Genomic DNA, 25,976 nt, shown 5'->3' with positions numbered 1-25,976 from the left:
GCGGGGGCGGGTAAGGACGCTCTGCCGGGCGGGACGTTCCGCGGCGCACGATCGATCCATGGTTCGTACCGGTCGTGCTTCCTTCGCTCAGGAAAGACTCTATTTCCTCAACCAGCTCCAGCCCGGCAACCCGGCGTACGTGGTGGCCTTCGCGGTCCACCTGCACGGCGCGTTGCGGCCCGAGGCGCTGCGCACGGCGCTGATCCGCGTGGTCGCCCGGCACGACGCGCTGCGCACCACGTTCACGCTGGTCGACGGCGTGCTCACCCAGCGGGTGTCGCCCACCCCGCACGCTGACATCGACGTCCGGACGGGCCCGTGGGCCGACCGGGACACCCAGGACGCCTTCCTGCACACCCAGGTCGCCGAGCAGGCCCGACGCCCGTTCGAGCTCGGCGACGGGCCGGTGCTGCGCGCCGCCCTGCGTTCCTGGGGCCCGGACGAGCACACCCTCGCGGTGCTGGTGCACCACATCGCCTGCGACGGCTGGTCGGTAGGCCTGCTGCTGCGGGACCTCGCCGCCGAGTACCACGCGGCAGTGTCCGGATCAGACGCCGCGTACGCCGAACCGGCGGAGTCGTACCTGGCGTACGCACGGCGGCAACGCGACTCCTGGGAGCGCGACAGCTCCGGGCTGGACTTCTGGCGCGCCGAGCTGCGGGACGTCCCGCAGCTCGCGCTGCCCACCGACTTTCCCCGGCCGAGCGTGCTCAGCGCCGACGGTGCGGTGCTGCGCCACCCCGTCGAGCCGCGACTGGTCGAGCGGCTCACCGGGTGGGCCAGGGCACGGGGCACGACGCTGTTCGCGGTGACGCTGGCCGCGTACGCCTCGGTGCTGTCGCGCTACGCGCGCCAGGACGAGGTGGTGATCGGGGTGCCGGTGGCCAACCGGATGGACGAGGCCGAGGAGCGCGTCGTCGGCTGCCTGGTCAACACCCTGCCGATCCGGCTCGACGTGTCCGGCCGACCCGGCTTCGCCGAGCTGGTCGAGCGGGCCCGCCGGGCCAGCATGGCCGCGTTCGCCAACCAGGACGTGCCGTTCGAGCAGATCGTGCGGGCCACCGTGGGGGAACGGCAGCTCAGCCACGCGCCCCTGTTCCAGACCTCCCTGACGGTGCAGAACTTCCCGTTCGCGTTTCCCGAGTTCGACGGGGTGACGCTGACCGAGGTCGACGTCGAGATCGACGTCACCAAGTTCGACCTGGGCCTGACCCTCGACGTGTCCACACCCACGCCGTTCCTGCGGGCCGAGTACAGCACCGAGCTGTTCGCCCGGGAGACCGTCGCGACGCTGCTCACGCACTACCTGACCTTCCTTCGGTCGGTCGTCGACGGGCCGGACGCCGAGCCGTGCATGGTGGACGCAGCCGAGCGGCTGCTGCTGACCGAGGGGGTGAACCCGCCGGTCGCGGAGCAGCCGGTCGAGCACCCGTCGGTGCTGCGCCGGTTCGCCGAGCACGTGACGCGCACCCCCGACGCGGTGGCCGTACGCCACCGGGACGTCGAGGTCACCTACGCCGAGCTGGACCGGTGGGCCGGGCGGATCGCGGCGGGCCTGGCCGACCGGGGGGTGCGACGCGGCGACCGGGTCGGACTGCTGCTGCGCCGCTCCCCCGCGATCGTCGCGGCCATCCTGGGCGTGTGGAAGCTCGGCGGCGTCTACGTGCCGCTGGACCCCGAGTACCCGCAGCAGCGCCTGGAACTGATCACGGCCAACGCCGGCATGCCGTTCATGCTGGTGGAGGCCGGCACCGCCGACGTGGCCGGTGCGCTGGCGCGGGGCCGCGACATCCGGCTGGCCGACGCGCACAGCCTCGACGGGGTGTCTGCGGTCGCCCGGACGTTCCCCGGGCCGGACGACCAGGCGTACGTCATCTACACCTCCGGCTCCACCGGGACGCCCAAGGGCGTCATGGTCGGGCACGGCGGCCTGGACGCGCTGAACGACCCGACCCCGGCCGGCCTGGACATCACCGCCGACGACGTGTGGCTGGCCGCCAGCTCGTTCTCGTTCGACGCCTCGGTGTGGGAGATGTGGGGCGCGCTGAGCACCGGCGGCCGGCTGGTCGTCGCCGACCAGGCCGACCTGATGGACCGACAGCGGCTGGCCGCGCTGGTGCACCGCGAGGGCATCACGGTGGTGTTCCAGACGCCTGGCGCGCTCTACCGGCTGCTACCCCCCTACCTGCGGCTGCTGGGCGCGGACGAGGTCTCCACCATCCGCTACGTCGTCCTCGGCGGCGAGGCGTTGAGCTGGTCCCGGGTCGCGTCGCTGGTCGCCGACGCGCCGGGCCTGCGCACGGTGTTCGTCAACATGTACGGCATCACCGAGGGCACCATCCACGTCACGATCTTCGAGGCCCCCACCGCGGACCTGCCTCGGATCAGGGAGGGCACCATCGGGGTGCCGCTGCCGTCGGGGCGCTGCTACGTCCTCGACGACGACCTGCGCCCGACCGGCCGCAACGTGCCCGGCGAGCTGTACTGCGGCGGCGTGCTCGTCGCGCACGGCTACGTGGACAACCCGGAACTGACTCAGGCGCGATTCCTGCCCGACCCGTACGGCGGGGGCGTGATGTACCGGACCGGTGACGTGGTCAGGTGGGGCCTCGACGGGAACCTGGTGTACCTCGGCCGCAACGACACCCAGGTGCAGTTGCGCGGCTACCGCGTCGAGCTGGCCGAGGTCGAGGGCGCGTTCCTGACCCATCCCGCGGTGCGCTCGTGCGCCGTCGCGGCGGAGAACGACGAGCTGGCCGCCTTCGTCGTCGGCGAGCTCGGCCCGGACGCCGAACGCGAGCTGCGCAGCCATGTGCGGGCGACGCTGCCGGCGTACATGGTGCCGTCGCGGATCCTGACCGTCGCGGCGATCCCGCTCACCGCGCACGGCAAGCTGGACACCGCCCGCCTGCTGGCCGACAGCCGGGCCGCGCGCACCGCCGCCGCGCCTGCGCAGCGCGGGCTCACCGCCGGCACCGGGCTGGAGGAACGCGTCCGGGCCTGCTGGAGCGAGGTGCTCGACCGGGTCGACGTCGGGCTGCACGACAACTTCTTCGACCTGGGCGGGCACAGCTTCGCGCTGATCGCGCTCCAGCAGCGGCTCTCCGACGAGGGCCTGGACGTCTCCGTGACGGACCTGTTCCGCGCCGGCACGGTCGCCGGCTGCGCGGCGCACCTGCGGCAGGCGGCCCCGGTGGTCGCCGACGCGCGGGTGGCGCAGCGCCACCGGGGTCGAGCCCTGCTCGCCGACCGGCGCCGGAGCACCGGAGGCCGTCGTGGCTGAGCCCGACGACAGCGCGGCGGTGGCCGTGGTCGGGATGGCCGTCCGGGTCCCCGGCGCCGAACGTGACCTGGACCTGTTCTGGCACCACGTGATCCACGGGATCGACGCGGTCACCTTCTTCACCCGCGAGCAACTCCTCGGCTGGGGCGTGCCCAAGGACATGGTGGAGCGGCCCGAGTTCGTACCCGCCCGGGCGGTGCTGCGCGACGCGGACTGCTTCGACCACCGGCTGTTCAGCTACTCGCCGTCGGACAGCGCACTGATGGACCCGCAGCAGCGGATCCTGCTGGAGTGCGCCTGGGCCGCGCTGGAGCACGCCGGGCAGCCGCCGGTCGCCGCCGACGGCAACCGGATCGGGGTGTACGTCGGCACCGGCCTGAACGTCTACCTGCTCGACAACGTGTGGCCCGACGAACGTGCGGTCGAGGCGGCCGGCGGGCTGGGGCTGATCATCGGCAGCGACAAGGACTTCGCGGGCACCCGGATCGCGTACAAGCTGAACCTCCAGGGCCCGGCGCTGACGCTGCAGACCGCCTGCTCCACATCGCTGGTGGCGGTGCACCAGGCGACGCAGGCGCTGCTGACGTACGACGCCGACGTGGCGCTGGCCGGGGGCGCCACGGTGGCCCCGCCGACGCGGCGCGGGCACCTGCACGAGCCCGGCGGGATCTTCTCCGCCGACGGCCGGTGCCGGGCCTTCGACGCCGCGGCCGACGGCACCGTGCCCGGCGACGGAGCCGGCGTGGTGGTGCTCAAGCGACTCGACGACGCGCTGCGCGACGGTGACACCGTGCACGCCGTGATCCGCGGCTCGGCGGTCAACAACGACGGCGCCCGCAAGGCGGGCTTCACCGCGCCCGGGCCCACCGGCCAGGCCGACGTGATCTCGGCGGCGCTGAGCGTGGCCGACGTCGACCCGGACACCGTCGGCCTGGTCGAGACCCACGGCACCGGCACCGCGCTCGGCGACCCGATCGAGGTGGCGGCGCTGCGGCAGGTCTTCGACAGCGACCGGCCCGACCGGGCGCCCTGCGCGCTCGGCGCGACCAAGTCGGTCGTCGGGCACCTGGACACCGCCGCCGGGGTGATCGGCCTGATCAAGACCGTGCTGGCGCTGAAGCACCGGGTGATCCCGCCGATCGCCCACCTCGCCACGCCCAACCCGGCGGTCCGGCTGGACGGTTCGGTGTTCGAACTGCCGACAGCGGCCCGGCCCTGGCAGCCGATCGACGGCGTACGCCGGGCCGGGGTGAGCGCCTTCGGCATCGGCGGCACCAACGCGCACGTCGTGCTGGAGGAGGCCCCGCCCGCCCGGCCCCGGCCGCGCCGCCACGTCACCGAACTGGTCCTGGTCTCCGCCAAGACCGCCGTCGTGGCGCAGGCCAGCCTGGACCGGGTCGCCGGCTGCGTGGCGGGCACCGCGCCCGGCGAGCTGGCCGATCTCGCGTACACGCTGCGGACCGGCCGGGCGGAGCTGCCGTGGCGGGCGGCGTTCCTGACCGGAGCGCACGGTTCGCCGCCGACGCTCCGGCAGGTCGACGCGAAGGCGCGGGCGCGCGGTGTCGCGCTACACCTCACCGGGGCCGGCGAGCTGACCGGCAACCGGCCCAACTACGACGCCGACCCGGTGTACCGCCGGGTCGTCGACGAGGGTGTGGCGCTGCTGCGCGGTCGCGACCTCGACGAGACCGTACGGGAGTGCTGCACCCGGTTGCTGGCCTGCGTCGGCCTGGCCAGGTCGCTGCGCAGCCGGGGCGTGGCCCCGCGTGCCGTGGCCGGCGCCGGCATCGGCGCGGTGGCCTGCGCGGTGGTGGCCGGGATCATGTCCGTCGCGGACGCGGTGGAGCTGGTCTGCGGCGCAGACGGTGCCGGCATCCACCTCGGTCCGGCCGAACTGCCCGTCCACGTGCCGGGCGGAGCGCCACCGACCGGCCACGCTGCGCTCGCGTACTGGCGGGCGCAGGCGGCCGGACCGGCCGGACCGGCAACGCCGCCCGACCTCGACCAGGTGCTCTGGATCGAGGTCGGCACGAGCGTCACCGCACACCTGGGCCCGGAGCAGCCCGCGCTGCCCACCGACCGGCACGCTCGGCTGCTGGCCACCGTCGGCGCGCTGTGGCAGCTGGGTGTCGCCGGCGCCTGGGACCCCGGGCACGACACCGGCCGGCGCCGACTGCCCGCCCCCACCTACCCCTTCGCGGCTACCCGGCACTACCTGGACGCCCCCGCGACCCGACTGGAAACAGGAAGGCACCACTGATGCGCGACGTAGACGACCGGACCTGGGTGGGCGAGTTCGAGCAGCTGTGGATGGAGGTGCTCGGCGTCGACACGGTCGATGACGACGACGACTTCTTCGACCTCGGCGGCCACTCGCTCAGCGCGCTGCGGCTGAGCACCCTGATCCGTCAGGAGCTCAACCTCGCGGTGATGTTCGGCCACGTGCTGGAGAACCCCCGTTTCGCCGACCTGCGCGACGTCGCGGGTCAGGTGCCGCTGGACCGGGACGTCGCGGGTCAGGTGCCGCTGGCCGAGCCGGTGGCGGAGACCGTCTGATGGCCGCCCCCGACCTCACCGACTGGACGCCGCTCGCCGCGCGGGTGCTCGGTCTCCCGCCCGGACAGCTGCGGGAGTCGGCGGGCACCGAGTCGTTCGTCGCGCTGGGCGGCACCTCGCTACAGGCCATCGCCCTGGTCTCGCTGGGCCAGCGTGAGCTGCGGGCGCACGTGGACAGCGCCCGGCTGCTGTCGGCGCTGCCACTGGCGCATGCGCTGGCCGGCGCGGTGGAGCACGTGGACACCGCGCCGCCGGTGGCCGCGCGGCGGCCCACCGAGCTGGAGCTGCTGCCCGGCCAGCGGTCCATGCTGGCCGCGCACCTGCTGGACCGGGACGCGCCGTACCACCTGATGTTCACGCTGGAGGCGGACGGGCCGCTCGACGCGGCCCGGACCCGGTCGGCGCTGCGGGAGCTGGCGACCCGGCACGAGACGCTGCGCACCCGCTTCGTCCGCGATCCGCGCCAGGCCCGAATCGTGCTGCCCGCGCCGTACGAGCCGCGGCTGCTGCACCAGACGCTGCCCGACGACGACCCGGTACGCGCCGTGCACGACCTGTACGGCCGCTCGGCCGCGCGGTTGCTGCGCCCCTTCGAACAGCCGCCGGTCGTCTTCGTGCTGACCCGCGCCGGGCGCCGCGACCTGCTGACCATGCTGGTGCACCACACGATCAGCGACGGCTGGAGCATCGGGGTGCTGTGGCGCGAGTTCGCCGAGTTCTACGCCGGTGCCGGTCCGGCGGGTGCGGCGCCGTCACCGGACTGGGTCGGCTCGCGGCTGGCCGCGCGGGAGGCGTCCGGGGCGCTGGACGACGCGCTGACCCGGATCGCGGCCCGGCTGGACGGCGCGCCGTCGACGGTGGCGCTGCCCACCGACCTCCCACCGGTCGTCGAGGCCGACGGTCGGGGCGAGCGCCTGCACTTCCACCTCGACGCGGCGACGACGCGGGCCGCGACCGAGCTGGCCCGGCACTGCCGGGTGACGGTGACGTCGGTGGCCATGGCGGCGTGGGCGTTGGCCGCGTCCCGCCGGGCGGGCCTGACCGACCTGGTGCTCGGAGTGCCGGCGGCGGGCCGGTTCGAGGCGGACATGGCCGACATCGTGGGTCTGTGCACCCGGGTCGTACCGGTGCGCTGCGCGACCGCTGACGACGTCAGCGCGCGGGACTACGTACGCGGTGTCGCCGCGTCGCTGGCCGAAGCCGCCGCCGACGCCGACGTGCCGTTCGAGCGGGTCGTCTCGGGGCTCGGTGTCGCCACCGACCCCGGCCGCAACCCGCTGGCACAGTTCGGCTTCGCCGCCCACCACGAGCTGGTGCCCGACGAGCTGGTCGTCGGCGGGCGCGGCTGGCGGGTGCACGAGGGCCACTGTCACGGCGCGGTGTTCGACGCGCTGCTCTACCTACAGTCGTGGTCGGACCGGCCGCGCTTCGCCCTGGAGTACGCGACCTCGGCGCTCACCGCCGCCGACGCCGGGGAACTGGCCGAGTCGTTCCGGGCCGCGCTGCGGGAGCTGGCCGCCGCTCCGGGCGCCGCCCTGCGCGACGTCACGACCCTCTCGGCGGGGCAGCACGCCCGGCTGCGGGAGCTGGGCGCGGGCGGGTCGCACGACACGGCCGACGACGTGTGGAGCCGGTTCGCGGCGCACGCGGAGTCCGCGGGCGAGCGGATCGCGCTGGTCGACACGCACACCGGGCGCACGCTGACCTACCGTGAGCTGCACGGGCACGCGGTCGCGCAGGCGGGGCTGCTGCACGCGTGCGGCGTGCGCGCCGGCGACGCGGTGATCCTGGAGCTGCCACGCTCGGCCGCCGAGGCGGTGGCGGTGCTGGGCGTGCTGCGGCTGGGCGCGTACTACGTCGCGGTCGACCAGCACGCCACCGGCGAGTGGCGGGCACACCTCGCCGCCGCCGTCGCGCCACGGGCCCGACTCGGCGCGGACGCGCCCGGCCCGGAGTGGTCGGGCGCCGCCGACTGCGCCCTGGCCTGCCCGGGCGTTCCGGCGCCGGCCGGGCAGACCGGCGGCGACCGCCCGGTCGGGGCGGCCCCGACCGACCCGGCGCGGACCGCGTACGTCTCGTTCACGTCGGGCTCCACCGGGGTGCCCAAGGGCGTGGTGGTGCCGCACCGGGCGGTGCTGCGGCTGGCCGACGATCCCGACCTGTTCGCCGACCCGGCGGGCATGCGGATCACACGGCTGTCCCCGCTGGCGTTCGACGCGTCCACGTTGGAGCTGCTGGTGCCGCTGGCCAACGGCGACACGGTGGTGGTGTTCCCGCCCGGGGAACCGACACCGAGCGGCCTGGCCGAGTTCCTGCGCACCGCCGGGATCACCCACGCCTGGCTCACCTCGGGCGTGTTCCACCTGGTCGCCGACCACCGCCCGGACGCGTTCGCCGGGCTGCGGCAGCTGTTCACCGGCGGCGGCGTGGTCTCCCCGGCGCACGTGCGCCGGGTGCTGCGGGCCTGCCCGGGGCTGCGCGTCACCAACGCCTACGGCCCCACCGAGAACACCACGTTCACCACGACGTACCCGGTCGACCACGCCGACGCGACGCCGGACCCGCTGCCGATCGGCACGCCGGTGCACGGCACCGACCTGTACGTCGTCGATCCGTCGGGGCGTCCCGTCCCGCCGGGTGCGGTCGGCGAGCTGTGCACGGCGGGCACCGGGCTCGCCGACGGCTACCTCAACGACCCCGTACGCACCGACGCGTCGTTCGTCCGGCACGACGACCCCGGCGTGCGCCTGTACCGCACCGGGGACCTGGTGCGCTGGGGCGCGGACGGGCAGCTGCGTTTCCTGGGCCGCAACGACCGTCAGGTGAAGATCGCCGGGCACCGGGTCGAGCTGGTCGACGTCGAGCGCAGGCTGCGGGCGCAGCCGGGGGTGCGCGACGCGGTGGTGTTCACCACCGGCGACCCGGTGACGGGCGTACGCCTGTGTGCCGCGCTCAAGCCCGGACCCGGCGGCCTGGACGTGGCCGGCGTACGCCGGGCGGTGGAGGCAGAGCTGGCCCCCTACGCCCGGCCGCAGCAGTGGGTGACGGTGGCCGAGTTCCCGCTCGACCGCAACGGCAAGGTCGACCTGCGGGCCCTGGGCGCGCTGGCCGGCGTGCCGCAGCCGGCCGACGCGACGTCGGTCGGGGTACCGCCGGCCGACGCGGTGGTCGCCGACGCCGCGGTGGCCGACGCGACGCCGGCCGACGCGGTGGTGGGACGGTCGGCGCGGATCCCCGCCCAGCGCTCGGCGTCGCTGGTCGAGTTCGAGGAGCTGGTGACGGGGGCCTGGGTGGAGGCGCTCGGCACCGACGACTTCGACGTCGACGAGGCGTTCTTCGACGTGGGCGGGGAGTCGCTGCGGCTGGCGATCGTGCGCCGGCTGCTCCAGGAGCGGCTGGCCGGCCGGACCATCCCGCTGACCGACCTCTACCGCTTCCCCACCGTCCAGACGCTGGCCAGGCATCTGCACACCCAGACCGAAGGAGCAGGCGCATCCTCATGAACGGCGACATCGCGATCGTAGGCATGGCGGGCCGGTTCCCGGGCGCCGCCGACGTCTGGGAGTACTGGTCCAACGTGGTCGCCGGGAAGATCACGATCAGCGAGCTGACCCGCGGCGAACTGCTGGCCGCGGGCGTGCCCGCGGACCGGCTCGACGACCCCGCGTACGTGCCGGCGCGCGGTGTGCTGGCCGACCCGGACCTGTTCGACGCCGCCTTCTTCGGCATCACGCCGCGGGAGGCCGAGACCATGGACCCGCAGCACCGGCTGCTGATGCAGACGGCGTGGGCCACCCTGGAGTCCGCCGGGCTGGCCACCGGGCAGCCCTTCGGCCGGGTCGGCGTGTTCGCCGGCGCCGGGTTCAACTACTACGCGCTCAACCACGTGTACGCGCAGCCCGGCCTGGTCGAGACCCAGGGGCTGCTGTCGGTCGTGCTGGGCAACGAGAAGGACCACCTGGCCGCGAAGGTCGCGTACCGGCTGGACCTGGGCGGTCCCGCGATCACCGTGCAGACCGCCTGCTCGACCTCGCTGGTGGCGGTGCACCTGGCCTGCCAGAGCCTGCGTACCGGCGACTCCGACGTCGCGCTCGCCGGCGGCGCCTGCGTGGCCGTGCCGCAACAGGCCGGCTACCTCTACGAGACGAAGGGCATCATGTCGCCCGACGGGGCGTGTCGGCCCTTCGACGCCTCGGCCGCCGGAACCGTCCCCGGCAACGGTGTCGCGATGGTGGCGCTGAAGCGCGCCGAGGACGCCCGCCGCGACGGGGACCCCGTGTACGCCCTGATCAGGGGATCGGCGGTGAACAACGACGGCGGCATGAAGGTCGGCTACACCGCGCCCGGCATCGCCGGGCAGGTCGACGTGCTGACCCGCGCGTACGCCTCCGCCGGCGTCGACCCCGCCACCGTCGGCTACCTGGAGGCGCACGGCACCGCCACCGAGGTCGGCGACGCGATCGAACTGTCGGCGCTGACCGAGGTGTTCCGTCGGGGCGAGCAGCCGTGCTCGATCGGCTCGGTCAAGGCCAACGTCGGCCACCTCGACGCGGCGGCCGGGGTCACCGGGCTGATCAAGGCCGCGCTGGCGCTGCACTTCCGGCAGATCCCGCCACTGGCCGGCCTCAAGCAGGCCCGGCCCGAGCTGCTCGACGGCTCGACCCCGTTCACCGTGGACAGTGTGGCCCGCCAGTGGGACGCCGACGGGCCGCGCCGGGCGGCGGTCAGCTCCTTCGGTCTGGGCGGCACCAACGCCCACGTGGTGCTCCAGGAGGCCGACGGGCCGGTTGAGCCCGATCCCGGCGCGGCCGAAGGTCACACCGAGCTGATCGTGCTGTCCGGGCGTGCCCCGGAGGCGGTCCGCGAGGCTGCCGCACAGCTGGGCGAGCACCTGCGGCAGCGCCCCGACCTGGCCGTCGCCGACGTCGCGCTGACGTCGCAGACGTACCGCAGGCACTTCCCACACCGGCTCGCGGTCGCCGCGCACGACGTTCCCGCGGCGCTGGTCCGGCTGCGCCGGGCGCCGGTCCGCGAGGCCGCCCGCCGGCCGAGCGTCGTGTTCCTGTTCCCGGGGCAGGGTGCGGAGTTCCCCGCCATGTCGCGGGGCCTCTACGACCGCTACCCGTCCTTCCGGGCGGACCTCGACCACGGGGCGGGGCTGCTGGCCCCGGTCCTGGGGCTGGACCTGCGCGACGCGCTGGTCGACGACGACCCGCACGGGGTCGTGCACCGCACCGACGTCACCCAGCCGGCACTGGCGCTGCACGAGCTCGCGCTCGGCAGGCTGCTGGTGTCGTGGGGCGTACGCCCGGCCGCGATGGTCGGCCACTCGATCGGCGAGTTCGCAGCCGCCGCGCTGGCCGGTGAGATGGCCGCCGACGACATGCTGCGCCTGGTCGCGACCCGCGGCAGGCTGATGCAGGACGCGCCCGAGGGCGGGATGCTGGCCGTGCTCGCGTCGCCGGCCGCCCTGACGGAGCAGCTGGCGGGCCTGGACGACCTCGACGTGGCCGCGCGCAACGCCCCCGAGTTGACGGTGTTGGCCGGGCCGGTGGCGCAGCTAGCCGTGTTCCGGGAGCGCCTCGACGCGGCCGGGGTGCAGTGCCGGGCGTTGCCCGCGCGGCGCGCCTTCCACTCGCGGATGATGGCCGACGCGGCGCGGCTGCTCGCCGCCGAGGCCGACCGCGTCGCGCAGCGGCCCCGGACGGTCCCGGTGGTCAGCAGCGTCGACGGCACGCTGCTCGGCAAGGGGCTGCCGCGCACCGAGGGCTACTGGGCCGCGCAGTTGCGCAGCCCCGTGCGCTACCACGACGCGCTGCTGACCGCGCTGGACCTGCCCGACCCGGTCCTGGTCGAGGTCGGGCCGGGCACCACGCTGACCGGCTTGGCCCGGCAGAGCGGGCGACGGGTGCCCGCATTCACCCTGCAACCCCGGCCGGCCCAGCGGGCGGACGCCGGCGACGTGCTCGCCGGACTCGGCGGGCTGTGGACCGCCGGAGCATCCGTGGACTGGGCCTCGGTGCGTGGTGGGAGCGGGGCGCGGCGGGTCGCGCTGCCCACGTACCCGTTCGCCCGTACCCGGCACTGGCTCGACGCCGCGCCGCCGCGCCCGGCCCCGGACCCCCAGGAGCCGACGCCGCCCCCCGCCGGCGACGGCGAGAACGAGGTGGTGAAGGAGATCATGGAGCTGTGGGGCAGGATGCTCGGCTCTGCCGAGATCGGACCGGACGCGAACTTCTTCACCCTCGGCGGTGAGTCGCTGCTGTTCATCCGCATGATCACCCAGGTGCAGCGCAGGTTCGGGGTGCGCATCCCGGTGGACACGCTGTCGGCCGATCCCACGCCGCGCACGCTGGCCGGGCTGGTGACGGCATGACCGGCCACGACGGTCTGGACCTGGTGGCGGCGGTGGCCGCCGTACTCTGCCACCGCCTGTCGGCCGCGACCTGCGTCGTCGTGCGCGGCCCGCGCGGCGACCTCCCGGTGCGGGTGTCCCCGGACAGCACCATGACCGAGGTACGCGAGCAGACCCGCGGCCTGCACCCGGACCCCACCGTAGTGCTCCTCGCGCCTGACGGGCCAGGGTCTGACCGGCCCACTCCGGACAGGCCCGCGTCGGGCGAATCCGTGGACGTCGTGCTGGCGGCGCCCACGACGGGCGACGGGGCGTCAGCGGTCCTGGACGGGGTGCCGGTCCGGTTCGCCCGCTACCACGGCGATCCCGAGTACCTGCGGGAGCGCCTGGACACCCTGTGCGCCTGGCTCACCGCCCATCCGGACCGGCCGGTGCGGGAGGCCGCGCTGGTCGGCCCGGTCGAACGCGGGACACTGCTCGGCTTCAACCCCGCGCCGACCCCCGCGCCGCGCACGCCCGTGCACGAGACGATCTGCCGCCAGGCGGAGCGCACCCCCGACGCCGTGGCGCTGCGCGGCGGCGGACGGGACCGCAGCTACCGCCAACTCCTGGACGAGGCGGCGGCGTTGGCCGGGCGGCTGCGCGCCGAGGGCGTGGGCCCCGGGTCGGTGGTCGGGCTGTGCGCCGAGCGGAGCCCCGAGATGGTGGTCGCGGTGCTCGGCGTCCTGCTGGCCGGCGGGGCGTACCTGCCGCTGGATCCGTCCCACCCGCGCCTGCGGCTGGACCTCATGCTCGGCGCGGCCGACGCTGTGCTCGTACTCGCCGACGAGGCGGGGCGGGCCGCGTTGGGCTGCGGCGGCACGCCGTCCGTGCCCGTACGGCCACTGGCGGGCGGTGACCTGCCCGCCGCACCGGTCGACTGGCGCGACTACCGGGCACCCGAGGAGGTGGTGCGGGGGCTGTCGTACGTCATCTTCACCTCCGGCTCCACCGGGGCACCCAAGGGCGTGCAGATGACGCACCTGTCGTTGGCCAACCGGCTGGTGTGGATGCGCGACGCGTACCGCGTCGGTCCCGGCGACGTGGTGCTGCTGAAGACGCCGTACACCTTCGACGTGTCGGTGTGGGAGCTGCTGTGGGCGTTCATGACCGGCGCGACACTGGTCACGGCCGAGGCGCAGGCGCACCGCGACCCGCAGGAGATGGTCGACGTCATCGCCCGCGAGTCGGTGACGACGGTGCACTTCGTGCCGTCCATGCTCGCCCTCTTCGTCGAGGAGGCCGGCCTGGGCCGCTGCACCGGCCTGCGCCGGGTGATCTGCAGCGGGGAGGCGCTGCCGCCGAAGCTGGTCAACAAGCTCACCGCCGCCCTGCCGCAGGTCGAGGTGCACAACCTGTACGGGCCCACCGAGGCCGCCATCGACGTCACCGCCTGGCCGTGCCGCCGGCCCGAACCGGACGACACCGTACCCATCGGCCGGCCGATCACGAACGTCGCCGCGTACGTCCTCGACGAGCGCGGCGAACTGGCCCCGCTGGGCCGGCCCGGGGAGCTGGTCGTCGGCGGGGACTGCCTGGCCCGGGGGTACGCCGGACGACCCGACCTGACCGCGGAGCGGTTCGTCGAGGTGGACGTCGCCGGATGGCGGCAGCGGGTGTACCGCACCGGCGACCTGGCCTGGTGGTCGCCGGACGGGCACCTGCACTACGGCGGGCGCATCGACACGCAGGTGAAGATCCGCGGGCAGCGGGTGGAGCTCGGTGAGATCGAGTCGGTGCTCAACCGGCACCCACCCGTCGCCAACAGCGTCGTGCTGCTGCGCGACGACCTGGGCGCCGCGGCGACCCTGGTGGCGTACGTGGTGCCCGAACGCGACGCCGACCCGGCGGCCGTGGCCGAACCCGCGCTGCGCGCCCTCATGGCACGACAGTTGCCCGAGCACATGGTGCCGCTGCGGTACGTGGTCCTGCCGGAGTTGCCCGCGACCGCGAACGGCAAGGTCGACCGGCGCGCACTGCCCGCCCCGCCGGCCCGGATCCGCCGCCGGGTGGCGCCCGTCGACACCGTCCCGAGCGCCGCGCCCGGCCGGAGCCGGGGTTCCGACAGAACGCTGGGCCCGGCACCGCCCGTTCAATACCGTCCGTCGTAGCTGGGCGGCGGTTACCTGGCGCCGGGACACCCGATGCGGCTGTCGCCCCCGAGGGGACTGGTGACCATGACGGACCGTTTCTCGCGCGCCGAGCGGCCGGTGCGCATCGGGGACCTGGTGGCGCAGCGCGACATGCTCAGCCAGCCCGACCTGGTGGTGCGGCGCGACGGCGGCGGCGACGGCGACATCAAGCCGGCCGACGCGCCCCGCCCCAGCGCGATCAACGTCGAGGGCGACCTCAAGATCGTGCAGAGCAACGGCTACATCGCCCACGTCAGGCTGCATCAGGACGGGCAGACCGTCTGGGGAACGGCGAGCCACTCGGGAAACGTCCGATGCGACAACGTCACGGGCACTGTCGTGGGCGAGCAACTCTCGATGACCATCGCCTGGAACAACGGCACCCGAGGCATCTACACCAGCGACCCGCACCTGCACGACGGGCACTCCACCACGTTCGGCCAGGGCATCATGAGGGGGCAGACCCACGACGAACTCCACCCGGACCAGCACGCCAGCTGGGAGGTCCACGACCGCGTCTTCATCCGCCTGGACCACCTGTAGGCCGGCCTTCTCCTCGGAGCACCGAACCTGCCCGGGCCGATCCGTTCAGAACAGCGTCGACGGCCCGACCGGCATCGGCTCGGGCAGCGGCTCGACCTCGGGCAGGCGCACCCGGACCTCGTCGTGGAACCGGCGGGCGAGGTCGGGCGCGTCGGCGTTGTCCGGGGTGTGCACGAACACGGTCGGCGAACGGCCCTCGCGCAGCCAGCCGGTCACCACGTCGAGCCACGGCTGCCAGCCCTCGACCGTGCGTGCGGGGTCGTCCCGGCCGAGATACCGGACGATCGGCCGGTCGGTCAGCGCGCGGGTACGCAGTGGGGTACGCGGCTTCCTGGTCCACGCCTCCCGTTCCGCGTCGCTGGTCGGCGGGGTACGGAAGAACGCGGTCGTGTCGAACGGGATCCACTCCGCGCCGACCGTGGCGAGCGCCTCCTCCAACGTCCGCGCCGCCCGCGGGTCGTCGAAGAACGCGGGGTGGCGGACCTCCGCGGCGTACCGGTGGGCGGTGGGCAGCCCGCGCAGGAAGCGGGCCAGCGCGGGTACGTCGGTGGGGCCGAACGAGCCCGGCAACTGGATCCAGAGAGCGTGGGCCCGTGGGCCGAGGGGCTCGACGGCGTCCAGGAAGGCGCTGAGTTCCTCGTCGGCGCCGGTGAGCCGGCGTTCGTGCGTGACGACCTTCGGCAGCTTGGGCACGAACCGGAAGTAGGGGTCGGTCTGCCGCGCCCACGACGCCACGGTCTCCGGGGTGGGGGTCGCGTAGAAGGTGGTGTTCCCCTCCACCGCGGTGCACCAGCCGGCGTACGCGCGCAGCCGCTCGTGGGCCGGCAGCGGGTGCTCCAGGAAGCGCCCCTGCCAGGACTTGTGCGTCCACATCGCGCATCCCACGTGCAGGCGCATCCGATCCTCCCACCGCTCGACGGCCCGGCGCGGTGCGGCCCGCGCCGCGGGTACGGTATCCCAGCGTGCGGGTGCCGCCGACGCGGTGGACGGTGCGGACCGGTCTCAGGAGATGGCTTCGGGGCAGCAGACGGTCAGCGCGCCGGACACCACCCGCACCTTGAGCCTGGTGATCTCCCCACGGGCGCCGCCGTCAAGTTCGTACGTGCGCGGCGCGGCCAGCCGGACCTTGATCTTGCGGCCCCGGGTGATCCGCAGGAAAGGTGACTCCTCCGAGCGGCCGGCGGCCATCCGACCCAGGGTGCGCGCCCAGTCCACCGCGCCGTCGGCGGTGGACACGCCGATCTCCAGGCAGCCGTCGTCGGGGCGGGCGTCGTCGAAGGCGGGGATCCCGCCGGTGATGGTGCCGACGTTACCGAAGAGCACGCAGCTCGCGTCGCCGTCGAACCAGTCCGCGCCGTCGACGGTGATCCGGGTGTGGACCAGTTCGCCGCGTACGTGCCGCAGCCCCGTCCACATGTAGGCCAGGCGGCCGAACCTGCCCTTGAGGTCGCGGTCGGCCTCCCGGATCAGGTCGCCGTCGAAGCCGGCGCCGGCCATCACGGCGAAGTGCTCGCCGTTGATCCTGCCCAGGTCGAGGGTGCGTCGCGGGCCGTGCAGGCCGATCCGGACAGCCTCGCGCAGGTCCTCGGGGATGCCGAGGTTGGCGGCGAAGAGGTTGGCGGTGCCGGCGGGCACGATGGCCATGGGAGTGCCGGAGCCGGCGAGGGCGTCGGCGCAGCGCTGCACCATGCCGTCGCCACCCCACACGAAGATCAGCTCGGCGCCCTTCCTCAGCGCCTTGCGGACCTTCTTCGGCGCCTTGCGGCTCTTCGGCACCTCGTACCAGATCAGCTGCTCGACCGCGCCGGCCAGCTCGGCGCGCAGCTCGTCGAGGCCGCCGCCGAGGGTCTTCTTCCGGTGGGCGACGACCGCGACCGTGCCCATCCGGACGGCAGTCGCCGGTTCGTCGCCCACCACGGTGCTCGCGCTCATGGCCGCCGGTGATACCCAGCCCGCGCGGTTTCCATTCCGCCGCAGTGGGGAGATCCGGTCGGCGGGGCGCACCATGGCGCCCCGCCGACCGGTCGGTGCGGTTGGCGCTACAGGCTGCGAGCCAGACGGTCGGCGAGGAGGCGGGTGAACCGGGACGGGTCGGCCAGCTCTCCGCCCTCGGCGAGCAGCGCCAGGCCGTGGAGCAGTTCGGCGGTCTCCTTCAGCGACTCCTCGGCACCGCCCTGCTCGTGCGCCTTGCGCAGACCGGTGACCAGCGGATGCCCGGGGTTGAGCTCCAGGATCCGCTTGACCGCCGGCACCTCGTGCCCCATCGCCCGGTACATCTTCTCCAGCGTCGGGGTGATGTCGTGGGCGTCGCCGACTACACAGGCGGGCGAGGTGGTCAGCCGGGACGAGAGGCGGACCTCCTTGACGGAGTCGGCGAGGGTGACGCCCATCCAGGTGAGCAGGTCGGCGAATTCCTTGCGCTGCTGCTCGCGCTCGGCCTCGGCCTCCTTCTTCTCCTCCTCGGTGTCCAGGTCGACGTCGCCCTTGGCGATGGAGCGCAGGGTCCTGCCGTCGTACTGGCCGACGCGCTCGATCCACACCTCGTCGACCTGGTCGGTGAGCAGCAGTACCTCGTAGCCCTTGGCGTGGAACGCCTCCATGTGCGGCGAGTTCTCGATCATCGCGCGGGAGTCGCCGGTGGCGTAGTAGATGTCGGCCTGCCCGTCCTTCATCCGCCCGACGTAGCCGGCGAGGTCGGTGGGCTCGGCCGGGTCGTTGGTGGAGGCGACCGACAGGATCTCCAGGAGGGTGCCCTGGTTCTCCGTGTCGTCGATCAGCCCCTCCTTGACCACGGCCCCGAACTCGGTCCAGAAGGTCCGGTAGCGCTCGGCGTGGTTGGCCTTCATGTCCTTGACCGTGGCCAGGATCTTCTTGACCAGCCGGCGGCGGACGACCTGGATCTGGCGGTCCTGCTGGAGGATCTCCCGGGAGATGTTCAGCGACAGGTCGTGCGCGTCCACGACACCCTTGACGAAGCGCAGGTAGTTCGGCATGAGCGCTTCGCAGTCGTCCATGATGAAGACGCGCTTGACGTAGAGCTGCACGCCGCGGCGGCCCTGCGGGGAGAACAGGTCCAGCGGCGCGTGCGAGGGAATGAACAGCAACGCCTCGTACTCGAAGGTGCCCTCGCCCCTCATGTGCACGATGTCCAGCGGGTCGGCCCAGTCGCGGCTGACGTGCTTGTAGAACTCGTTGTACTCGGCCTCGTCGACCTCGTCGCGGGGCCGGGCCCAGAGCGCCTTCATCGAGTTGAGCGTCTGGGTCTCGGTGCTGGTCTCGTCGCCCTCGCCGGGGCGCTCGACGGTCATCCGGATCGGCCAGGCGATGAAGTCCGAGTAACGCTTGACGATCTCCCGGATCGTCCACTCGGCGGTGTAGTCGTGCAGGTTGTCCTCGTCGTCGGCCGGCTTGAGGTGCAGCGTCACCGAAGTGCCCTGCGGCGCCTCGTCGACCGACTCGACGGAGTAGGTGCCCTCGCCGGCCGACTCCCAGCGGGTGCCGCCGCTCTCCCCCGCCCGGCGGGTCACCAGCTCCACCCGGTCGGCGACCATGAACGCCGCGTAGAAGCCCACCCCGAACTGGCCGATCAGCTCCTGCCGCGCCCCGGAGTCGGAGGACTCGCGCAGCTTGCGCAGCAGCTCGGCGGTTCCCGACTTGGCGATCGTGCCGATCACCTGGACCACCTCGTCGCGGGACATGCCGACGCCGTTGTCCCGGACGGTCAGCGTGCGTGCCGCCCGGTCGACCTCGATCTCGACGTGCAGGTCGGAGGTGTCGACCTCCAGCTCCTTGTCGACCATCGACGCCAGCCGCAGCTTGTCCAGCGCGTCCGAGGCGTTCGAGATCAACTCCCGCAGGAAGACGTCCTTGTTCGAATAGATCGAGTGGACCATCAGCTGGAGCAGCTGACGCGCCTCGGCCTGGAACTCCAACGTCTCGGCCCGATTGCTCACACCGCGTCCTTTCAATCCTCGAAAGCCCATCGAAGGTTCGCGGAAAGGATACGAGCCGCCACCGACGGCGGGACGACGGGACTGCGGTCGACCGACACCGGTCGGCGATCTGCCACGTCAAGGTGTGGACACCCGGACGGCTGGGTACGGAGACGCGCTGGGGTGCCGGCGGACGTGCAGCTGAAGCCGGGTGCCAGGATGTGCGGGAAATGCCAGCAGGGGTCGTCGGGGCCCGGAAGTGAGGGCTGCGATGAGGTGCGACCGAGGGTGACGCGACCCACGGGGGACCTGTTCGCCGACGGTGGTGAGACCGGGCGGCTCATGGCGGGCCTGGACTGGTCCGCCACCCCGCTCGGCCCGGTCGACGGCTGGCCGCAGAGCCTGCGCGCCGCCGTCCGGATGGTGCTCTCCTCCCGCTACCCGATGCTGCTGTTGTGGGGTGACCGGTTCACCCAGCTCTACAACGACGCGTACTCGGCCCTGATCGGCGCCAAGCACCCCGGTGCCCTCGGCGGCGACGTGCGGGTCACCCTGGCCGAGGGCTGGGACGTGCTGGCCCCTCTGATCGACGAGGCGATGGCGACCGGGGTCGCCAGCTGGGTGCCGGCCCTGCGGCTGCTGCTCGACCGGGCCGGCTACCGCGAGGAGGCGTACTTCAGCGTCTCGCACGCCCCCGCCCGCGACGACGAGGGACGCACGGTGGGGGTGCTCACCGTGTGCAGCGAGGTCACCGACCAGGTCGTCGGCGAGCGCCGGCTGCGCCTGCTGCGCGACCTGTCCATCGGCGGCGACGGGCGGACCGTCGACGTCGAGAGCACCTGCGCCCGGCTCACCGAGGCCGTCGGCGGGTACCCGCTGGACGTCCCGTTCGCCGCGATCTACCTACGCGAGGGCGCGCTGCTGCGCCGGGCCGCCTGTGTCGGCGGCGAGCCCGTGGCCGCAGCCCTGCCCGCCACGCTGCCGACCGGCCAGAACCACGGGTGGGGGCCTGAGCTGGAGTGGGGGCTGGCGGCCACCGCCACCGGCACGACGATCGAGTTGGCCGGCTTCGACCAGCGGCTCGCCCTGCCCGCCGGCCCGTGGGGCGACCCGGTCCGCACCGCCCTCGCCCTGCCGCTGCCCTCCGTCGAGGCCGACCAGCAGCTCGGGATGGTGCTGGTCGGGGTCAGCCCGAGCCGACGGCTGGACGAGGCGTACCGGTCGTTCTACGCGCTGCTGGCCCAGCAGGTGGCCGTCGCCGTGCGCAACGCGCGGGCGTACGAGCAGGAGCGCCGGCGGGCCGAGGCGCTCGCCGAACTGGACCGGGTCAAGACCGGTTTCTTCACCAACGTCAGCCACGAGTTCCGGACGCCGCTGACGCTGATGCTCGGCCCGCTGACCGACGCCCTCAACGACAACGAGCATCCGCTGCCGGCGACCCAGCGGGAGCGGGTCGACACCGCCTGGCGCAACGCCACCCGGCTGCTCACCCTGGTCAACAGCCTGCTCACCTTCTCCAGCCTGGAGGCCGGACAGGCGCGCAGCGAGGCTCGCGAGGTCGACCTGGCCGGTCTCACCACGGAGTTGGCCAGCGTCTTCCGGGCGGCCGTCGAACGCGCCGGGCTTCGCCTGGAGGTCGACTGCCCGCCGCTGCCCCGCGCGGTCTCCGTGGACCCGGTCAACTGGGAACGTATCGTCACCAACCTGCTGTCGAACGCACTGAAGTACACCTTCGTCGGCCGGATCCGGGTCGCGCTGACCGCCGACGACGAGGAGGTGCGGCTGACCGTCGCCGACACGGGCATCGGCATCGCCGAGACGGATCTGACCCGGCTCTTCGAACGCTTCCACCGGGTGCAGGGCGCCCGGTCGCGTAGCCACGAGGGCACCGGCATCGGGCTCGCCCTGGTCCGCGAGCTGGCCCGCCTCGAAGGCGGCGACGTGCGGGTGGAGAGCCAGGTCGGGGCGGGGACGACGTTCACCGTGGCAATGCCCTGGTCCACCACCGGGTGGACCGCCGGGCCGGTTGCCGACGTGGGCGGGGTCGGTGACGCGGCCCGGGCCGCCGTCCAGGAGACGACCGGCTGGCTGACCGACCCGGCACAGGCGGGGGCGTCCGCGCCGGCCGGGCCGCCGGTGCCGGCGTACGGTCCGGTGGACGCGCTGCGGGGCGTGCGGATCCTGGTCGCCGATGACAACGCCGACATGCGCGCGTACCTGGCCCGGTTGCTGGGCGGGCAGGGCTGGCGGGTGGAGACGGTCGGTGACGGCCGGCAGGCCCTGGCGGCGATCCGCCGGGAACAGCCCGACCTGGTGCTCACCGACGTGATGATGCCCGACGTCGACGGCTTCGAACTGGTCCGTCGGCTGCGCGGGCAGGCCGACACCCGGGCGCTGCCGGTGGTGGTGCTCTCCGCGCGTGCCGGCGGGGACGCCAGCGTGGAGGGGCTCGACCTGGGCGCCGACGACTACGTCGTCAAGCCCTTCACCGCAGCCGAGCTGATCGCCCGGATCCGGGCGATCCTGCACGGCGTTCGCACCCGTGGGCACCGCCGAGCCGACGCGATGCCTGGTCCGGGCGGCTCCTTCGAGCCCGCTGCCGGCTCGGCGGCCGGGGCCGGCGACGGTGCCTCGGGCACGGGAGACGCTTCGGACGACTCACCGCCCCTGGGTGGCGGTCCGGCCTCCGTGCCGGACAGCGGTCCGTCGGTCGGCGGGAGCGAGGGCCGGGCGCACAACGGGGGTCGGTGGCCGGCTCCCGATCACCTGACCGCGCTGGACACCGGCTGGACGTACCCGTCACAGCCCACGTCGGCTGCCGCGATGCGTCGGGACGTGCGGGCCTCGCTGGAAGGCCTGGACGTCGATCCGGACACCGTGGCGGATCTCCTGCTGGCCGCCTCCGAGGCGGTCAACAACGCCGTCGAGCACGCCCAACGCCCGACCCGCCCCGAGGTGCGGGTACGGCTGCGGGTGGCCGACGCCACGGTACGGATCTCGGTGCGCGACTTCGGCACCTGGCGGGACCGTCGCCCGGCCATGGACCGGGGGCGGGGCGCCACGCTGATGAACGCATACGGCGACGTACGGATGGTCTCCACCGCCGAAGGCACCACCGTCACCATCGAACGCCGCCTGCCGCCCACCCCCTGAGGCGTGTCGGCCGGCGTGGGCCTTGTTGGCGGTTCGGGGGTCGATGTCCGATTCGTGACTGGTGTGGTGGCGGGCGCCACGGGCCGGGTGGGCATGGTTCGGGGTGCCGGGTCGTTGTAACCATCGTGGCCGCGTGACCCGGTCCTTCGTCGGCCGGGTGGTCGGCGGAATGCGAGCCGGGCCGGCGTGGTTACATCCCCCGGACCACGAAGTACCGCCCGGCGCTCATGGCCGATGGAATGTGTGGCCTGCCCGGGTGGTTGTATCCCCGGGAACGCGCTCCGGCCCTCGCCGGGGACCTGCCTGACGTAGAACCTTTCCTCACCCCCGTGGTGCACCCGCCCCCCTCTGGTGTGCGTCCGGGTACCCCCGATCGAAAGGTGCTGTCATCATGCGTACCGACATCTTCCGCAAGACCGCCCTGACCGTCGCCGGGCTCGCCTTCACCGGCGGCGCCATCGCCGGCCCGATCACCGCCGCCCACGCCGCCCCCACCGAGGGCAAGCCGGTGTCGGTCAGCCAGGACCGCAAGAACGGCGAGCGTGAGCTGGATGTCCGCTACGAGGCCCAGCCGAACTTCTTCTACTGCGGCCCCGCCGCCGCCCGCAACGCGCTGAGCGTGCAGGGCAAGAACATCGACGTCGACGCCATGGCCAAGCGGATGGGCACCACCGAGGCCGGCACCGACTCCATCAACGACATCACCCCCGTCCTGAACAAGGAAAGCGGCAAGGACGCCTACCGGTCCGTGGAGATCCGCGAGCCCAAGGCCGACGACAAGCAGACCGACACCCTGCGCACCGACATCGTCAAGGCCGTCGACGAGGGCCACGCCGTGGTCGCCAACATCGCCGGCACCGCCACCGACACCGACGGCACCACCCACTCCTTCGAAGGCGGCCACTACGTCAGCGTCGTCGGCTACCGCGACAACGGCAACACCGTGACGATCTCCGACTCGGCCGACCCGAACCAGGCCTCCTACCGGATGAGCGTCGACAACCTCGCCGACTGGATCGCCACCCGCGGCTACACCTCCTGACCCACCACACGCAGCACCTACGACAAGGGCCGACCCACAGGGGGTCGGCCCTTGTCGTCATGTGCCGTTACCAGGGTGGGTCAGACCGGCAGGCCGCCGACCTGGGTGTTGATCCAGGACCGGATGGACGGCAGGTCCACGTAGATGGACGGGCCGGTGGCGCAGGTGGAGTTGTTGTTGCCGGCCCGGCTGGTGGCGCCGATCAGGGCCCACGCCCCGTTGATCCGGCGCACCTGCGGGCCGCCCGAGTCGCCGTAGCAGGCGCCCGCGTTGCCGTTGGTGTTGTTGGTGCAGATCTCGTACGGGCCGTTGATGCCGAGGCACCGGCTGTCCGCCACGATCGAGGTGTCCAGCTCGTTCGCGACGATCGGGGCGCCGCCACAGCCCCGGGGGGCACAGGTCTGGCCCCAGCCGATGATGCGGGTGGCGGTGCCGACCGCGCCGGAGGTGGTCGGGATCGGCGCCGGGGCGTAGCTGACCGAGCTGGACAGTTGCAGCAGCTTCACGTCGACGCTCGGGTGGTTCACCGCCCGGATCACCGAGACGACGGTGCCGCCGCTGCTGCGGTTGACGCTGCCGACCCGCACCGAGGAGGGCGTGCCGCAGTGCTTGGCGGTGACCGCCCAGTTGGCCTTGATCAGGGTGCCGGTGCAGCCGGAGACGTACACCATCCACGGGTAGTTCTCGCTGGCCGGCCGGCCGTTGACCACCTGCGGCGAGATGTCGTCCGTGTCGTTCCACGAGAAGGTGCCGGTGGGCACCTCCGACGCGGCCAGACCACCGGCGAAGAGCTGGTTCACCCTGGCGGCCTCGGCGGCGCTCGGGTTCGCGTTGCGGCAGGAGACCGGCGCGCTGCTGCCGGACATCAGGTCGGTGCAGAGCCCGGTACGCCGGTCGGGCAGGCCGAGGATGTGGCCGAGCTCGTGGGTGGCGATGCGGGTGCGGTCGTACCCCTGGTTGACGGCGGTCCAGCCCATCCAGACCCGGCCGGAGCCGAGCCCGCTGACCTGCGCGCGCGGCCAGCCGCTGTCGACGTAGATGGTGACGTTGCCCGGCGTGCGGGCGACCAGCTGGACGTTGCTGACCCGGCTGTTCCAGATGGTTGCGGCCTGGTCGAAGTTGGTGCGGAACTCACCGGCCCGGCTCGCGTCGTAGTAGACGGTGCGGGCGGCGGCGGACGCGCTCGTGTCGGTGGCGACCTGCATCCCGGTCGCGGCCAGCACCGCCGCCAGCGCGGCGGTCGCCGCGCGCAGCAGTTGTCGTCGGAACATACACGCACTCCCTGAGTTGGCCGGCGGCATGCCACCGCCGGTCATCGATGTACGTAGATGCTAGAGCGAGGGCCGCCGATATGCGGCATAACGGAACCGTCATACCGGCCCGCCCCGAGCGCCCTCCCACCGGCCTTCCGACCCCGGCAAAGGCAGCGGGCACGGGACCGCCGCCGGGCTGGCCGGCAGCGTTACGTGGGCGTTACCGCACGGCGAAGCTGCTGCCGTGCGGCGGTTCCACCGTGGATCCGACGACCCGGCGACGAGGCCGGTCACCACGGAGGAACGAGATCACGGGAGAAGACGATGAAGATCAGAAGTGGACTGACGGCCCTGGTCGTGGTGCTCGCCGGGCTCATGGCCGGTGCCGCCCCCGGCGCGGCGGCGACCACCACGGCGGCGGCGACCGGGGCGCCGTACTGCGGGATCACCTGGGGCAGCGCGCCGAAGGCGGCCGGCACGTTGAGCGACGCGCCGCTGGTCGACGTGCGCGTCGGGCGGCACGACTGCTTCGACCGGGTGGTGTTCGAGTTCGCCGGGCCGGTCAGCGGCCACACGGTCGGTTACGGCGAGACCTGGACCGAGGGCGAGGGCCTGCCGCTGTCGCCGTACACCGCCGGCGACGAGCTGCTGCGGGTCTCCCTGCAAGCCCCGGCGTACGACGACGGGCACGTCGGCACCGTGCCGTACCGGGTCGGCGAGCACGTCGCGAACCTGCTGCGCCACCCGACCCTGCGGGACGTGGTGTTCGGCGGCAGCTTCGAGGGCTACACGACCTTCGCGGTCGGCGTGCGAGCCCGCCTGCCGTTCCGGGTGACCGTGCTGGCCGGCCCCGGCACACACAGCCGGATCGTGCTCGACGTGGCGCACCGGTGGCAGCAGTGACCACCACGGTGTCGGGGTTCCGGCGCCGGCCGGACCCCCGACACCGTCCGTTTCGCCAGGTCGGCGCGGGTGGTCGCGGGGCTACCCTCAGGTGGTGGAGGGCCGCGTGCTGGTCGTCGAGGACGATGCCTCCATCCGGGAGGTCACCGCCCTCGGGCTGCGCCGCGCCGGTTTCCGGGTCGACACCGCACGGGACGGGCGGGAGGCGCTCGCCGCCTGGCGTGCCCGGCCGCCCGACCTGATCGTGCTCGACGTCATGCTCCCCGGCCTGGACGGCTTCGAGGTCTGCCGGGAGATCCGCCGGACCAGCGGCGTGCCGATCCTGATGCTGACCGCCCGCACCGACACCGTCGACGTGGTCGTCGGCCTGGAGTGCGGCGCCGACGACTACCTGCGCAAGCCGTTCGACCTGCCGGAGCTGGTGGCCCGGGTCCGGTCGGTGCTGCGCCGCGCGAGTGCCCCCGTCGGCACCACCGTCATCGAGGTCGGTGGGCTGGAGATCGACCCGGGCAGCTTCGTGGCCCGCAAGGGCGGGCGGGAGATCGCGCTGACCGCCACCGAGTTCCGCCTGCTGCTGGAACTCGCCCGCCGCCCCGGCCAGGTCTTCACCCGGGAGCTGCTGCTGGACCGGGTGTGGCAGCACGGCTTCCTCGGCGACTCCCGGCTGGTCGACGTGGCGGTGCAGCGGCTGCGCGCCAAGGTCGAGGACGACCCCGCCCACCCCCGGCTCGTACGGACCGTGCGCGGGGCCGGCTACAAGCTTTCGCCGGGCTGAGGGGGCGTAC

At 73.6% G+C, this 25,976-nt stretch carries 15 protein-coding genes; 11 read left to right on the top strand and 4 right to left on the bottom strand.

Annotation, left to right across the window (positions count from 1 at the left end):
- Positions 1-58: 58 nt before the first annotated feature.
- The 7 genes from GA0070608_RS23700 to GA0070608_RS23670 all read left to right on the top strand — a co-directional run bounded on the left by GA0070608_RS23700 (position 59) and on the right by GA0070608_RS23670 (position 14,908).
- Positions 59-3,283, top strand: a complete 3,225-nt coding sequence (locus tag GA0070608_RS23700) for a non-ribosomal peptide synthetase (RefSeq protein WP_091630694.1) — start codon at positions 59-61, stop codon at positions 3,281-3,283.
- Positions 3,276-5,543 (top strand): beta-ketoacyl synthase N-terminal-like domain-containing protein, encoded by a 2,268-nt coding sequence (locus GA0070608_RS23695; RefSeq protein WP_091630693.1) that lies wholly within the window; start codon positions 3,276-3,278, stop codon positions 5,541-5,543. Before GA0070608_RS23700 ends, GA0070608_RS23695 begins: the two co-directional genes overlap by 8 nt.
- Positions 5,543-5,839, top strand: coding sequence for a phosphopantetheine-binding protein (locus tag GA0070608_RS23690; RefSeq protein WP_091630692.1), 297 nt, complete (start codon positions 5,543-5,545; stop codon positions 5,837-5,839). Before GA0070608_RS23695 ends, GA0070608_RS23690 begins: the two co-directional genes overlap by 1 nt.
- Positions 5,839-9,342: a non-ribosomal peptide synthetase gene (locus GA0070608_RS23685; protein ID WP_091630691.1), complete on the top strand. Its 3,504-nt coding sequence runs from the start codon at positions 5,839-5,841 to the stop codon at positions 9,340-9,342. Before GA0070608_RS23690 ends, GA0070608_RS23685 begins: the two co-directional genes overlap by 1 nt.
- On the top strand, positions 9,339-12,215 hold the full coding sequence (locus tag GA0070608_RS23680) for a type I polyketide synthase (protein ID WP_091630690.1): 2,877 nt from the start codon (positions 9,339-9,341) through the stop codon (positions 12,213-12,215). The genes GA0070608_RS23685 and GA0070608_RS23680 overlap by 4 nt, the downstream gene beginning before the upstream one ends.
- Positions 12,212-14,344, top strand: a complete 2,133-nt coding sequence (locus GA0070608_RS23675) for a non-ribosomal peptide synthetase (RefSeq protein ID WP_091630689.1) — start codon at positions 12,212-12,214, stop codon at positions 14,342-14,344. Before GA0070608_RS23680 ends, GA0070608_RS23675 begins: the two co-directional genes overlap by 4 nt.
- Before the next feature lie 66 nt (positions 14,345-14,410).
- Entirely contained in the window at positions 14,411-14,908 is a 498-nt protein-coding gene (locus GA0070608_RS23670; protein ID WP_141719537.1) for a hypothetical protein, read from the top strand.
- 45 nt (positions 14,909-14,953) lie between these two features.
- On the opposite strand, the gene GA0070608_RS23665 is transcribed toward GA0070608_RS23670, so the two are convergent.
- The 3 genes from GA0070608_RS23665 to htpG form a co-directional block, all read right to left on the bottom strand.
- Positions 14,954-15,781, bottom strand: a complete 828-nt coding sequence (locus GA0070608_RS23665) for a DUF72 domain-containing protein (RefSeq protein ID WP_218107671.1) — start codon at positions 15,779-15,781, stop codon at positions 14,954-14,956.
- 129 nt (positions 15,782-15,910) lie between these two features.
- On the bottom strand, positions 15,911-16,840 hold the full coding sequence (locus GA0070608_RS23660) for a diacylglycerol/lipid kinase family protein (protein ID WP_091630686.1): 930 nt from the start codon (positions 16,838-16,840) through the stop codon (positions 15,911-15,913).
- A gap of 107 nt (positions 16,841-16,947) precedes the next feature.
- Positions 16,948-18,891 carry a molecular chaperone HtpG gene (gene htpG / locus GA0070608_RS23655; protein ID WP_091630685.1) on the bottom strand — a complete coding sequence of 648 codons (1,944 nt, stop codon included), beginning with the start codon at positions 18,889-18,891 and terminating at the stop codon, positions 16,948-16,950.
- A 237-nt stretch (positions 18,892-19,128) separates the two neighbouring features.
- Between htpG and GA0070608_RS23650 the strand changes: the two genes are divergently transcribed.
- Together GA0070608_RS23650 and GA0070608_RS23645 are read left to right on the top strand one after the other, a co-directional pair.
- Positions 19,129-21,993, top strand: coding sequence for an ATP-binding protein (locus tag GA0070608_RS23650; RefSeq protein ID WP_091630684.1), 2,865 nt, complete (start codon positions 19,129-19,131; stop codon positions 21,991-21,993).
- 391 nt (positions 21,994-22,384) lie between these two features.
- Positions 22,385-23,035, top strand: a complete 651-nt coding sequence (locus tag GA0070608_RS23645) for a C39 family peptidase (protein ID WP_091630683.1) — start codon at positions 22,385-22,387, stop codon at positions 23,033-23,035.
- Positions 23,036-23,115: 80 nt separating this feature from the next.
- On the opposite strand, the gene GA0070608_RS23640 is transcribed toward GA0070608_RS23645, so the two are convergent.
- On the bottom strand, positions 23,116-24,240 hold the full coding sequence (locus tag GA0070608_RS23640; protein WP_411970846.1) for a snapalysin family zinc-dependent metalloprotease: 1,125 nt from the start codon (positions 24,238-24,240) through the stop codon (positions 23,116-23,118).
- 372 nt (positions 24,241-24,612) lie between these two features.
- On the opposite strand from GA0070608_RS23640, the gene GA0070608_RS23635 reads away from it, so the two are divergent.
- On the top strand, positions 24,613-25,191 hold the full coding sequence (locus tag GA0070608_RS23635) for an AMIN-like domain-containing (lipo)protein (protein ID WP_176733813.1): 579 nt from the start codon (positions 24,613-24,615) through the stop codon (positions 25,189-25,191).
- A gap of 94 nt (positions 25,192-25,285) precedes the next feature.
- On the top strand, positions 25,286-25,966 hold the full coding sequence (locus GA0070608_RS23630) for a response regulator transcription factor (RefSeq protein ID WP_091635977.1): 681 nt from the start codon (positions 25,286-25,288) through the stop codon (positions 25,964-25,966).
- Positions 25,967-25,976: the final 10 nt, after the last annotated feature.

The sequence above is a fragment of the Micromonospora peucetia genome, from assembly GCF_900091625.1.
Classification (GTDB): domain Bacteria; phylum Actinomycetota; class Actinomycetes; order Mycobacteriales; family Micromonosporaceae; genus Micromonospora; species Micromonospora peucetia.
Note: the sequence above shows the minus strand (reverse complement) of the source record. Positions and strands in the feature narration are given on the sequence as shown.

Excerpts from the sequence above, each read along its gene's own strand:
- GA0070608_RS23700 (WP_091630694.1), top strand. The coding sequence starts at position 59 with ATGGTTCGTACCGGTCGTGCTTCCTTCGCTCAGGAAAGACTCTATTTC.
- GA0070608_RS23690 (WP_091630692.1), top strand. The coding sequence starts at position 5,543 with ATGCGCGACGTAGACGACCGGACCTGGGTGGGCGAGTTCGAGCAGCTG.
- GA0070608_RS23685 (WP_091630691.1), top strand. The coding sequence starts at position 5,839 with ATGGCCGCCCCCGACCTCACCGACTGGACGCCGCTCGCCGCGCGGGTG.
- GA0070608_RS23680 (WP_091630690.1), top strand. The coding sequence starts at position 9,339 with ATGAACGGCGACATCGCGATCGTAGGCATGGCGGGCCGGTTCCCGGGC.
- GA0070608_RS23675 (WP_091630689.1), top strand. The coding sequence starts at position 12,212 with ATGACCGGCCACGACGGTCTGGACCTGGTGGCGGCGGTGGCCGCCGTA.
- GA0070608_RS23670 (WP_141719537.1), top strand. The coding sequence starts at position 14,411 with ATGACGGACCGTTTCTCGCGCGCCGAGCGGCCGGTGCGCATCGGGGAC.
- GA0070608_RS23665 (WP_218107671.1), bottom strand. The coding sequence starts at position 15,781 with ATGTGGACGCACAAGTCCTGGCAGGGGCGCTTCCTGGAGCACCCGCTG.
- GA0070608_RS23660 (WP_091630686.1), bottom strand. The coding sequence starts at position 16,840 with ATGAGCGCGAGCACCGTGGTGGGCGACGAACCGGCGACTGCCGTCCGG.
- htpG (WP_091630685.1), bottom strand. The coding sequence starts at position 18,891 with ATGGGCTTTCGAGGATTGAAAGGACGCGGTGTGAGCAATCGGGCCGAG.
- GA0070608_RS23645 (WP_091630683.1), top strand. The coding sequence starts at position 22,385 with ATGCGTACCGACATCTTCCGCAAGACCGCCCTGACCGTCGCCGGGCTC.
- GA0070608_RS23640 (WP_411970846.1), bottom strand. The coding sequence starts at position 24,240 with ATGCAGGTCGCCACCGACACGAGCGCGTCCGCCGCCGCCCGCACCGTC.
- GA0070608_RS23635 (WP_176733813.1), top strand. The coding sequence starts at position 24,613 with ATGAAGATCAGAAGTGGACTGACGGCCCTGGTCGTGGTGCTCGCCGGG.